The organism is Halorubrum miltondacostae (genome assembly GCF_041379815.1).
GTDB lineage: Archaea > Halobacteriota > Halobacteria > Halobacteriales > Haloferacaceae > Halorubrum > Halorubrum miltondacostae.
The window spans coordinates 38,014-50,124 of the sequence record NZ_JBEDNY010000006.1; the positions used below are offsets into that span (position 1 = coordinate 38,014).

At 53.2% G+C, this 12,111-nt stretch carries 9 protein-coding genes; 4 read left to right on the forward strand and 5 right to left on the reverse strand.

The window, feature by feature from the left end; all coding sequences use genetic code 11:
* Positions 1-172: 172 nt before the first annotated feature.
* Positions 173-1,222 carry an RNA-guided endonuclease InsQ/TnpB family protein gene (locus ABNG04_RS14725; protein ID WP_371163145.1) on the forward strand — a complete coding sequence of 350 codons (1,050 nt, stop codon included), beginning with the start codon at positions 173-175 and terminating at the stop codon, positions 1,220-1,222.
* Positions 1,223-1,643: 421 nt separating this feature from the next.
* Here the strand turns inward: ABNG04_RS14725 and ABNG04_RS14730 are convergent, their stop codons facing one another.
* Positions 1,644-3,167 (reverse strand): DUF6498-containing protein, encoded by a 1,524-nt coding sequence (locus tag ABNG04_RS14730; RefSeq protein WP_371163146.1) that lies wholly within the window; start codon positions 3,165-3,167, stop codon positions 1,644-1,646.
* Positions 3,168-4,145: 978 nt separating this feature from the next.
* Positions 4,146-4,904, reverse strand: a complete 759-nt coding sequence (locus tag ABNG04_RS14735; RefSeq protein WP_371163147.1) for a CPBP family intramembrane glutamic endopeptidase — start codon at positions 4,902-4,904, stop codon at positions 4,146-4,148.
* 108 nt (positions 4,905-5,012) lie between these two features.
* Here ABNG04_RS14735 and ABNG04_RS14740 point away from each other — a divergent pair, with 108 nt between their 5' ends.
* Positions 5,013-5,900: a winged helix-turn-helix domain-containing protein gene (locus tag ABNG04_RS14740; protein WP_371163148.1), complete on the forward strand. Its 888-nt coding sequence runs from the start codon at positions 5,013-5,015 to the stop codon at positions 5,898-5,900.
* A 311-nt stretch (positions 5,901-6,211) separates the two neighbouring features.
* On the opposite strand, the gene ABNG04_RS14745 is transcribed toward ABNG04_RS14740, so the two are convergent.
* The 3 genes from ABNG04_RS14745 to ABNG04_RS14755 all read right to left on the reverse strand — a co-directional run bounded on the left by ABNG04_RS14745 (position 6,212) and on the right by ABNG04_RS14755 (position 9,376).
* Positions 6,212-7,042, reverse strand: a complete 831-nt coding sequence (locus ABNG04_RS14745) for a hypothetical protein (protein ID WP_371163149.1) — start codon at positions 7,040-7,042, stop codon at positions 6,212-6,214.
* Between the two features lie 441 nt (positions 7,043-7,483).
* Positions 7,484-8,203 carry a hypothetical protein gene (locus ABNG04_RS14750; protein WP_371163150.1) on the reverse strand — a complete coding sequence of 240 codons (720 nt, stop codon included), beginning with the start codon at positions 8,201-8,203 and terminating at the stop codon, positions 7,484-7,486.
* Between the two features lie 201 nt (positions 8,204-8,404).
* Complete coding sequence (locus tag ABNG04_RS14755; RefSeq protein WP_371163151.1) at positions 8,405-9,376, reverse strand: DUF3592 domain-containing protein; 972 nt, start codon at positions 9,374-9,376, stop codon at positions 8,405-8,407.
* A gap of 250 nt (positions 9,377-9,626) precedes the next feature.
* On the opposite strand from ABNG04_RS14755, the gene ABNG04_RS14760 reads away from it, so the two are divergent.
* Together ABNG04_RS14760 and ABNG04_RS14765 are read left to right on the forward strand one after the other, a co-directional pair.
* Positions 9,627-10,457: an ABC transporter ATP-binding protein gene (locus ABNG04_RS14760; RefSeq protein ID WP_371163281.1), complete on the forward strand. Its 831-nt coding sequence runs from the start codon at positions 9,627-9,629 to the stop codon at positions 10,455-10,457.
* Complete coding sequence (locus ABNG04_RS14765) at positions 10,454-12,052, forward strand: ABC transporter permease (RefSeq protein ID WP_371163152.1); 1,599 nt, start codon at positions 10,454-10,456, stop codon at positions 12,050-12,052. Before ABNG04_RS14760 ends, ABNG04_RS14765 begins: the two co-directional genes overlap by 4 nt.
* The last annotated feature ends 59 nt before the right edge of the window (positions 12,053-12,111 follow it).

The following is a 12,111-nucleotide window of genomic DNA, read 5'->3' on the forward strand; positions in this document are numbered from 1 at the left end:
AACGCCCAGGTTGTTGGGACCGAAAACGCAAGCCCATTTACAGAGTACCGAGGAGAATGCCTGACCCTTTAGAGTCAGGATGAATCCGACAGTCAGCCACACACTCCACTGTCGATAGCACGGCCTGATATTCCAACAGATACTTAATAAATAGCATATTATTACATTTGTAATGGTCACGGTGACAGTCACCGCGAAGTTTCATAACCCATCCCTCTCACGGCGCAAAGAGTGGCAACACGCCTCCCGTCTCTACCGTGACACCAAGCAATTCTGTGTCGACGGGTGGGAAAACGGTGACTTCACGAAGTCTGTGACCACTGCCAGCATCGACAACCCGCTCTATTCGGCTATCCAGAACCAAGCCATCCGAGAGGCGAAATCCGACCACAGCAAGGATGGAGCGGTTCGCTACCGAGAGAGCCAACCGTTCGCTGTCAACAACCAGAACTGGGCGATCGACACAACCGAGAACGGTACGGTAGTTGTCGGCTTCCCGTGTGTTTCTCAGTGGTGGTACACGCCTATCGAAGTGTACGACGACATTGCCGACCCCGTGGACCGATTGCTTGAAGACGATGCTGACAAGACTCGGCTTCAGGTCTACCGCCGTGGAGACGACTGGTTCTGTACGTTCAACATTGAGTACGACGCCGACACGTCTGATAAGACGCCCATCGGTGTCGATATTGGCGAACAGCATATCCTCGCAGTGACAGCTCATGGTGAGGGTGGGTCTATGCTGGTGTCTGGTGGTGAGGCGAAGTACGTTCGACGCAAATATCGTTCCCTACGCGATTCGCTTTCGGAGGCAGGTGCGCTTCGCGCACGCAACCGTGTGGGTGACAAAGAACAGCGTCGAATCAAAGACTTGAATCACAAACTCTCCCACCGTCTCATCACGTTCGCGGAACAGTTCGAGAACCCCGTCATTCGGATGGAAGACCTCGAAGGCATCCGCGAGAACAGCTCATGGTCGGGCGTCCACTCGTGGCATTTCCACCAACTCCAACAGTTCATCACGTACAAAGCCGAGCGTGCTGGTATCCGCGTCGAGAAGGTCGATGCGTACCACACCAGTCAGGAATGTTCTGCGTGTGGTTCGATGGGAACCCGCGATGGCGACCACTTCTTGTGTTCGGAGTGCGGACGTGGACGCCACGCCGACCTGAACGCTTCGGAGAATATCGCGCAACGGGAGGGTGAACCATGTACGGCCTAACACTTCGGGTGAGGCGAACCGTGCTACCTCGCTGGTTGAATAGCCAGCCGTCGTTGACGCTCGCTGTATGCGGGGAGGAAGGCCCCATTGACAGGGCTACACGCGCTGGAAAGCACACCGCTGGTCACAACTCGGTGGCAACCGCTGACGTTCCACGCGAAAGCGTACTTGAGAACTGAGGAAACGCGCAACCTGAATATCCACTTCGTGGATTCCCGCGTCTTTAGGCGCGGGAGGATGTCAATGGTGAAAATACCACTGTCCCAATAGCGAACGTCACTACCAGCCAGACCAACAGCGCTGCTTCTTTTGATCGCATTTTTCCTCCTTAGATGAGGATAGCAGCTATCGTGTCGAAGTGTTACCGTCACGTTTCTACATCTGAAACCGGTGCGAGATAGCATAAAAATCCAGAGACTCGTCATTTTTTGATAGCATAAGCAATGAGCAAAGCGAACGGGATCGTAGTGAACAAGAAGACGAACACGCCGGCTGCGACGCTACCTTCAAATTGAGCAGATACTATTATCGCAATTAGCGAGACAGCCCCGAACAGGCCCATCGATAGAAGTGACATCCGAGTGGACGATGCGGTATCTAACCGCAACAATGCGGTACCAACGTCAACCATTGAGTCTTGGTCGTCACTCGTAGCGTTCCAATCACGGGTGGTGTTGTCAACCTCGCTTGCCTCAGCAAGGACGCGTGTGATCGCAGTCGGATCAGCAAGCCGTGGTAGCTTGGTTGGCCGGTCGCCGCGGTCAACAATTAGCGTCGAGGTGTTCAACCAACTGTCAACAGCGTCACGTTCGACTCGAACCTCACCATTATGAAGCGATTCGTATCGCCAGAGAGGTGTTCGAAACAGCGTGTCGGTGGCAACAATAGCGTTCGAATCGACTTGGTATTCAATACCAGCGTACCGAATCCAGTAGTCCAGCGTGACGAATGTGAGGGGGATACCGATCCCGAGAACGACGAATCCAACTGCGATTCGAATGGAGCCATCGGATACGGCAACTGACGCGGCGAGAAAGGCGAGCGGCGAGAGGAGCCACGGCCCGGGATGTCCTCTGAAGTGTGATGCGGTGGGCACCAGTCGTCCAAGAAGTGACGGACGAAGTGCTGTTGGAGTTTCTGACAGCGTTGTGTCGATCGTCGTAGAATTCGGGGGAGCGTATCCGTCTCCGCGACCAACGAGTGACCACAGTCCAGCCCCAAGACGACCGTTATAGTAGTACCCGGCTATGTCGGTAAAGAGCCTGATTGAGACAACGACAATCACGAGTGGCCCAGTCGCGACGCGTTCGATTGTTCGGGCACCCGCTCCACCTCCGCTGTTGGTAACAAAGATGGCTGCGGCGAGCAGCGCGACGACACTCGCAACGATCACTGTTGCGCCCTCCGTCAGAGCGCTTTGGAGGGCCGTGGCGACGTTGTGATCTTGATACCCGTCATCCCAAAAGTAGGTATTGATTGTCCGCCACCCTGCTGCGAGGAAGATTCCAAACGCACCAGCAATGATCCATGCTGACGGTTCGGCAGTCGGATTCACGCTCGCCACAGGCCCAACAACGAGAGCACCGACAAATATCCACAATCCGGCGAGAATCGGGGTCACGAACAGAAGTGTCGGAATCGTCATCACCCGGATGTCAGCATCAACTACTGGGACCGGAATTGAAGCCCTCTTTTCATCGAGCGCTCCTAACAGCAGCGGGTCTTTGTCCCGCTCCATTGGCCGCCCGGCGAATACTGCCCGAACGACTGCCCAAAAACAAACAACGCCGAACTCCAGCCAGTACAACGTCAGCAGTCCCAACACAGACAGATCGAAAACGACGATCCCCACGATCGGGACGAGATTCGCTGTGATTAGTGCTACCAATTCCGAATCTGGAATACGACTGTCTCTGGTGCCATGAGACGTTGATTTTCCATTCATATTTGAATGACGTTGCTGACTGACTTGCTATCCGTCTCTTGAGCACGGAGCGTCTGCCGAGAGGCAGTTGTAAGCACATCTAAGAGCCCGAAAGTAGCTGTGACCATTATTTGACTCTGCCGTCGCGGTATCAAATTCACGGTGTCTATCATAAAAAAAGAATCAATGCTGATCGCTGTGTACAGGGAGGAGATGTTTGAGAGTGCCTCCTGCCAAGGTGAGTATGACAAGTATCCCGACCACGACGAGTAGTGCCGCAAGACCCGGCTCAGAGAGGTAATATAGTACCATGCCCGTCATAATGTTTGTACTAGCCAATGTGAGCGGGTAGACTACTTGTGCTACGTACATCACTTTGTTTTCAATAATATTTGTGTGTGCTTCAAGATGTAGACATTGGCTAATAATACAGAATCAACGAGTGGTCTCAGTCTAATTATCCAGACGTCCAGACAGTACCGCTTCAGATGTACGAGGATGAGGACATACCTTCGGTTGGATGTGGAATGACGTCTTCGAGTTCTTCGGTTAGAATAGAAGATTAGTTCGATAAGAAATTGAGGAACTACTGGTCGACGAGACTGCGGAACTCCCAGCCAACCTGCGCAACCGGCTCAACATGATCCGGAGCCATGCCGAGGCCCTGACTGACCGGATCGATAACATTCATCCCGAACAGATTGTTGCCGCGGTCGAGGAACTCGCGGCAATGGGGGTCAAAGCCCGGAAAACACGGCTGGATGCGGTGAATGGCTGTCCTGCCAGCCGAGCGTTCGATACAGCGTCGTGGGGAACGGGTGAGCACCCGTTGGGGGGGGGAGCGGTCGGGGGCGCTCAAGAGCCGGATACTTATCAGGGACCGCCTCCGGCTGGCGGCTGGCTGCGAATTGTGTTGGAAACAGTATCAATGCCGTCGCAGTGTTTCGTCAAGAGAAACAGGGGGCGGTAGGACTTGCTGAATCCCGTACTGACCACCGCTCACGTCCACAACGGAATGGTGAATATGACGGCGTTGAACACCCCGTGGACAAGCACAGGCGCGAGGAGAGTATCCGTCTGATGATACACCCACCCGAAGACAATGCCCATGAGCGAATAGTAGACAGTCATGTGGGCAATGACGATTGGAGGGGGTGATAGGAGTAGAACTGGGTAGACATGAAAGAGCGCAAACGTGAGCCCGGCGACACCTATCGCACCGGTCGGACGGAGAACTGCTTCAATACGACCTTGGATGAGGCCACGGAAAAAGAACTCCTCAATCGGGCCAATCACCGTCAATGACAAAACAACGGCGAGGACGAGCCCCGGACCAGTTGGTGTGTTAAGATTCGTATACTTCATGTACCCCGGAGAGAATTCAATACTAGGAAGAAGCACATCGGTAATCCCGAGTGAGACAAACGCTGTCACAAAACTCGCGACCAGTCCGGCAAGCACATAAGAAGCGGTTGTTCGGTCCGGTTGCTGAATCGGCAGATCAAACGTCGTACGGTATCGGAGATAACCAACCCCAATCAGTAAGAAGGAGAGTTCAGTTCCAGTAGCCCCCGCGATGAAGGTTACTGTACTCCCTGCGTCTGAACCGATGATTGTCACTACAGCGAGTGAGGCGACCAAGTTGAGAACTATCGTCGCCGATACGATGAGGGCGAGAAATGCTCCTGTGCGAGCGAAACCAGCCTTGTTACCGAGTCGATTCTGAACCGTCGTCAGAGTGGAGGGCAGTTCAACCACACACACTGACAGCGGGTGATCGATTGTAAGTGTTATCTGGATGACCGTTAAGTTGAATTAGAAACAGGTCAGATAACAGATCATATCGAATCGCAACCGCGAGTACCAATGACAAGCGATAGTTCGGTCCGAGAAGCAAGATACGCGGCCCTGACCGACGAGACACGGATTCAGATTCTGCTCACGCTGGCCGACCAGTACGAGGAGGCGTGGTCCTCGGAGTGGCCGACCTTCTCCGAATTACGAGAGCAAGTGGGCGTCGATGATACGAGCCGATTTAGCTATCACTTGTCAGAGCTTCAAGAGACATTCATCCAGAAGGTTGACGGACGGTACCGACCCCAAGTAGCCGCTCTCGAAATTGTGAGCGCTATTCGCGCCGGCAGTTATAACAAAGCAGCGAGTGACGGAGAGCAGGGGATTGCCCGGCAAGAAACTGCGTATGATTGTCCACACTGCGATCAGCACCTGATTGCGGTCTACCAGAACCATCAGTTGTACATCGGCTGTCCAGACCACGGTGCTGCGGTCGCGTATCCGTCACCGCCACAGGTTGCTGAAACGCGAACCTTACAGGAAATCATCGACAGTTCGCTACAGAAGCACGCGTGCGATGTCCGCCTGTTACGCGACGGGGTGTGCCCGCACTGCTGGGGGGCGGCAAGCTTGTCATTTCCTCGTCAGTCGGTACCCGCGTCATATCTGTATCAAGAACTCCCGTACGCGACAGCGGAATGTGACGCCTGCTGGGTGTCTTACCCGATTCCCCTCGCGCACACAATTCTGGGCCATCATGCTGTCGAAACACTGTATGCCGAGCACGGGCTTGGCCCGCGCGACGCTCAGATTGGACCGTATGACCTTGCGGCGGTGAGTCAAGTGTCCATCTCTGATGGCGAGTTACCAACGGCACAAGTAACTGTCAGAGTTGACGATGAGGAGCTTGTCGTCAGTCTTAACGAGAGCTGTTCTGTTCTTGACTCACAGCGATTATGACGGATCTTAAGAGAAAATTCCCACCTGGCGGCCAGTCTTTGTTCGGCCAAGGGAAGGAAACAGATAGGTAACCGTCGGGCTAGGTTCGCTGGCCCAACGATTAGCCATCACGGGCAGATCGTCTCAGTATCTGTGGAGTGAAAACGAGAACAAGCGCCGCTACTAGGAGCAGTACGATTTGTAGAGTTTGGTCCTCGACAATACGAAGACTTACTCCAGCCACGATTAACGATATTATCGTGGGCATTCCTAATCGGAAGAGCGGATTCTGGACCAGTCTTACTTGTTGTGACATACATCGCTATTTTGTATCAAGGTTCATACCGGCTAACGGGGAGTTTCTCAGTGAGATACAATTGCGATGAATCCAGGAATACGATTGTGAAGTCAGGCCCTCGTAGCCCCTCACATTGTGGATTGACCACCAAACTGAACGTGTAAGTGGAGTCTTGGTATGTGGCAGCGACGTGATCGAAATCAACCCGATCTGAGTACGCTTCGATCGGTTCAAGATCAGCAGCGATCTCCAACCGCTCGAGGACTTCCAGTAACTCATTCGACGGTGGGGCGCTCTCACCATACCGGCGTGGGTCTTCGTCACTAATGGCATCATCAACAACGGTCTGTGAGGCGGCAGAGAGACCACTATCCAGCTGGCGGTTCACAATCTCAGACTCCGCATACGAGATGGAGTATGCGGGGCCACCTGTGAGATCTTGAACCGTGTAGGTCCACTCCGGCACACGGACGGAGCGTTGTTCTGTGACTGGACGATAATACTCCTCGCTATTCTGGTCTTTCAAAAAATCAAATGGGGGAGACGGAATTAGGTCACTATCCTCTGGATTGAGGCCCTGATGATATTGAACAGTCTGGATCTCCGTAAATTCAGGTTCACCAAGGAAATCATCCGCGTCCGCATAGACAGCCGATAGTGTCGCCCCAACAATGCGAGTGTCTTGGGGTGACAGGCCAATGGGAGTCTCCGCAACCACTGCGTCACTCGGTGGCGGTTCTTCCACACGTGTAACCGCAAAGTTCCAGCGTTCACGGGTGAGAGACCGTTCATCAGCAATTGAGACCTGATAAACCGGCCGTCGTGTTTCAAGAACGTCGGTCTTGGGGCAGTGTCGGCCCCTCATGACACCTGCCAGACGAGCGGCCACTGTTGGACAGTGACGCTGCCAGTATCAAACAATTCAGCAATGTACTGTGATTTGGTGTTCTCGGTGAAATCAACCCGTGTGGTTGCGCGGATATCCGTTGGATCATCTCAGAGGAACTCCCGTTGACTGAGGCCTGACAACGATGATACGTTTAGCTTGGCTGCGATAAGCGAGTATTGATCAAGGCTTCTTGATCCAGAACACCCAGCAGTGGCAGCGAGTGCTCCCGAACCAGCGAGGAGTCGGAGGGCACGACGTCTAGACCAGCGCATCACAAGCAGGTGACTGAGAGAATATGATAAGGTGTGAGGCATAGTTTCGGGGTTGGCAACAGTATGGATCAACCCGATTTGTTGTGCTTGGTGATAGTCAGAAAGCGGTTATGACCGACCTGAAGACAAGTTAGAAGTACCTCCCCTATGCTCCGTCGTGAGATATGAGGATAGTCGGGAGATGCTGCCAAGACAATATCAACATGAGTACCCAGAACCCGGTCCAGACATTCACAAATACCGGTGAACCGAGAACGCCCGTACTCGCTAAAACGCCCTGTTCCAGTAGTGGGTTGGCAACTCTCAGAACGATAATCTCGAACAATACGTACGGAACCAGCAGAAAGCCCACAAAAGCCATTAACTGCCGCTGGTGTGGCAACGTCACGAAGGCCTGGTGTAATGGCGGGATAATAAACACCAACACAATACTCAGTCCGATCGCGAGGCGGAGAAGCGAGTTCATTTCTGGAAAAACACCCCGAAGAATGACCATTTCATCGCCGCCAGACTGTGCGACTGTGTATATCCGCCCGAAAGGCATTGCCGCAAAAATGAGACATAGGCCGACCGACTTTTTTGACGGACTGTCGAGCGCTTTTATAACATAATAGCCAATCCACATCAGCCCATAACTAAAAACGAGACCGGCAATCGGTGCTAAGACGATTTCTGGCGTTTCTCGACACGCAAGCTGCCAACTGTTGAAGTTCCGCGGACCCCAGGCTCCACAGATTAACCGGCCAACTCCGGTATGTGAAATCTCATGGACCTCATTGTGTACGAATAGTAGCGCGGTAAATGCAATCGCCCAAAAAGCACTAACATTGAACTGGAGTGATTCGCTACGAGTGGTTCCCGTCACAGTTCCTGACCGTGATGGCATAGGTGTTCATACGCAAACGACCTAATAGTCTGGAGAGCCGCGTTTCTAGGATTGAAACGCCCCAATCTATGTGGTTTCCATCATTTCTGCGAAAATATATTGTGTGTTTTTCTCTGTTACAAAAACAATATATGTATAATTTATCATCCTAGAAAGATGAGATAGTCTCGGTTTCTTCTCTCACGCTGCCGTAACAAGGACAAAGCCGATAATACCGACGAAGAGCACTGTTACAGTAAATACAAACCCGGTTAATTTCACTCGACGTCCATAGGCATCCAGTCCATCACGGGTATACAGGATTGTAATGAGTCGTGAGGGGTGCCGGAACGGGCTTGGCGGGCGCTGGTCCGGTATCTGTTCCCGCAGCCGTCTGTACTCGGTGAACGACCAACTCCCGTAGAGGATGAGTCCAGCGATAAATCCGAGCACGGATAGAGCGGCGGTGAGTAACGCGAAGCCAATAGGATCAGTCAGTCTGGCCTGTACTGCTGCTGTGGACGAGTTCAACAAGAGAGCTACTACGGAGGCAAGTGAAATCAGAAAGCTGACCGGAGTAACCAACAAGAGACGCTTACTAACCCGATATAGCGTGTTTCGTTGGCCCCCGAACACCGTGTCGTGGTGGGACATTTCCCGTTCACTTGTTTGACCGATCCCCGTATTTTGGCCAGGATTACGCGCACCAATCGCATGAAGCGTGGTTAAGACTGCTATGAAGCTCCCAAACCCGATGAATTTGAACGGAGCAAGTGTTCTTTGCCGTTTGAGGAATCCTCTGCTGGGACTGTTGGGGGCAACGTAGGCAGTTGTCGTTGTGTTTGGTTCGTATGGCTCAAGAATCTGTGCTGCGTCATCCCGGACGGTATACATCGGCTTCGCTGAGCCGGGAAATACCTGGTTACTCGTGTACTCGTCGCCCTGATACTCGTAGGTATGTTCAACCCGAATTCGATAGTAAAATCGGCGCCCCTCTGATCTACTGATCTCCGTCTCAACGACAGCTGTTTCGACGGCAACAGCATTATTCACAGCATCTGTTTGTTGGACGTAATCGTACCCACCGTACCCCGCGATACCAAGTCCAAGAGCGAGTGTAAGAAGAATGATTGGTGTAACCGTGACTGCCACTCCGCGGACAGTGAACTGCATGTTGCCCGGATCTTTTTTGAGAGTCAATAAGCGTAGATGGAGCGTTTCAACAGGAGCAACGCTGAGGTGATGTTTATTTGAATGACACAGAATGGATAAAGATGGCAGTACCAAGCAGATGACCCCCGCAGAATCACCTTCAACAACGAAGACATCTGACGAATCGGCGAGCGAAACTCACAACAACAGTCCGCGACTCCGTCTCAACGCTGTCGGTAAGCAATACGGCGATTTTTGGGGCGTCCGTGACGTGTCATTAGACATTGGACCGGGTGTGTTGGGACTCCTTGGTCCGAACGGGGCTGGTAAATCAACGCTAATGCGACTCGTTACCACGCATCTCGCCCCAACTGAAGGAACGATCTATTTTAACGAGACAGACGTTGTATCGTCACCGAATACCCTTCGAGAGAGTGTCGGCTACCTCCCGCAGGATTTCGGCGTGTACCCAGATCTCACCGCCCAGGAATTCCTCTCGTATCTCGCAGCGATCCGCGGTCTCAAACGGGGAGAAGCTCGTGAACGTATCGACGACTTACTCACACTTACTAATCTTCATGAGGCGCGAAACCGTCGACTTGGAAGCTTCTCGGGAGGCATGCGTCAACGCGTTGGCATCGCTCAAGCTCTCTTGACCGACCCTGATCTCCTTGTCGTCGACGAACCGACTGTCGGCCTCGACCCAGCGGAGCGGGTTCGGTTTCGAAATGTACTCTCATCGCTTGGAGACGATCGAATAGTTATCCTCTCAACGCATATCGTCTCTGACGTTGAAGCAACAGCGACTGACGTAGCAGTGCTCGCTGACGGACAGGTGCGCGCTCACACAACCCCGGAACAATTGCTTGCTGAGGTTACTGACTGCGTGTGGGAAGTGGTCGTCTCACAAGATGATCTCCAATCGCTCAAATCAAACTACATCACAAGCACAACAACGAGGCGAAGCGATGGGGTCCACGCACGTATTGTGACCGAAGGCGACCCGCCCAAAGACGCGACACCCGTCTCGCCGACCCTCGAGGAAGCATATCTTGATCTACTCGAAGAACCAGACACCACCGTATCGGGTGAGAACGCGTGACTGGCATCCGGGGAGTTGTTCACGTTGCAGTCGCGGATCTACGCCAACGGCTACGCTCGCCAAAGTACCTCGTTATTCCGGTCCTCATCGCGGTGTTTGCGCAATCGCTCACAGCAGATACGACGCAGTTAGTCGTTGCCGGAGAATATACCGGCGTTCAAAATGCGGCCTGGTTCGGTGGGATGATCGCCACGATGGGCACCTTCTTGCTGTTTGTGTTCGGCTTTACTTTGGTTCGTGGAGCCGTGACTCGAGAACGCGAAACAGGAGTTGGAGAACTTGTGGCCACATCCCCTATCAGTTCCGGGAGATATCTCGTCGGTCGGTGGCTCGGATATCTCTGCTTGCTCACGCTTGTGACTGTACTCCTCATACTGGCAACGGTCGCTGCCTACGCGATTCACGGAACCGGTAGCTTCGATTTCTGGGCGCTTGCTTCGCCGTTTGTGTTTCTCACACTGCCAGCAATGGCCCTTGTCGCCGCAGTTGCAGTACTGACAGAGACGGTTCAGCCACTTCAAGGGACAGTTGGCTCTGTGCTCTATTTTTTCGCTGCAGTAGCTGTATTCACTATTACGTCATTGGGGTCGGGCGTTACGTACGGTCCAACCGGACTGGCAATCGTCCGGAATAGTATGGTTGAAGCAGCCGGTGTTAACCCCTCAGTGTTTGAGAATCGGTCGTTTGCGTTTACGGGAGATCCTGGTAGCGTAATGACGTTCACATGGAACGGGATCGACTGGGGAGCACCGGAACTTCTCAGCCGTGGACCAACATTAGCTGTGACTTGTCTCGGACTCATCGTTGCCGTTATGACATTCGATAGGTTCGAACCGTCTCGCAGCATTATCCAACGGATAATAGGGAGACTCGTCGATGGTGATGAGTCTCAAAGTGAGAAAGATTCACCACCAGAGCGACCGACTCCAGCCGACGTCGAGTCGAGAAACATCGCTGAGATGACTCTCCAGTCTGTCACACAACACTCGAGCCGGCTCCCAGACCGCCGGATGTTAACCGCAGAGATACGCATGGCGCTTCGCGGACAGCAGTGGTGGTGGTATCTCGGGATTGTGGGATGTATCGGCGCCGGACTGTTTGCGCCGGCTGACACTGCTCGTGGCCTAGTCCTTCCAGTTGCGTGGCTTTTTAGCCTCTCAGTGTGGGCTGGACTTGGTGTTCGGGAACGACGTTTCCGGACCAGTGAACTGGTATTCACCACTCCATATCCACTTCGACAGCTCGCGGCCGCCTACCTCGGTGGCGTATCTGTCGCGATTGTGTCCGGCGCTGGTGTCCTCATGGCACTGATCTTGGCAGGGAAGTTCACGACAGTTGCCGCAGTCGTTATTGGCGCCTGTTTTGTTCCGGCGTTAGCACTCGCAAGCGGGATTTGGTTCGGTACATCACGAGTGTTTGAGGTACTGTTCCTTTCATTGTGGTATCTCGGGCCAATGAACGCGGTCTACTCTCTCGATTTTATGGCCACACACCCGGAAACAGTCACGCAAGGGACACCAGTGTGGGTGGCTACCGCAACGGTGATTCTCGTAATCGCCGCTGTCGTCGGTCGTAGTAGAGAAATCCAACAGTGACATTCTCCTCGCAGTAAAATTTGAGGCACTCTCCTCGATTCTCCGCAAGAACAAATAAA

What these genes read in the sequence shown, in the direction of transcription:
- ABNG04_RS14755 (WP_371163151.1), bottom strand. Translation starts at nt 9,376, where the DNA reads ATGCAGTTCACTGTCCGCGGAGTGGCAGTCACGGTTACACCAATCATT.
- ABNG04_RS14725 (WP_371163145.1), top strand. Translation starts at nt 173, where the DNA reads ATGGTCACGGTGACAGTCACCGCGAAGTTTCATAACCCATCCCTCTCA.
- ABNG04_RS14740 (WP_371163148.1), top strand. Translation starts at nt 5,013, where the DNA reads ATGACAAGCGATAGTTCGGTCCGAGAAGCAAGATACGCGGCCCTGACC.
- ABNG04_RS14730 (WP_371163146.1), bottom strand. Translation starts at nt 3,167, where the DNA reads ATGAATGGAAAATCAACGTCTCATGGCACCAGAGACAGTCGTATTCCA.
- ABNG04_RS14745 (WP_371163149.1), bottom strand. Translation starts at nt 7,042, where the DNA reads ATGAGGGGCCGACACTGCCCCAAGACCGACGTTCTTGAAACACGACGG.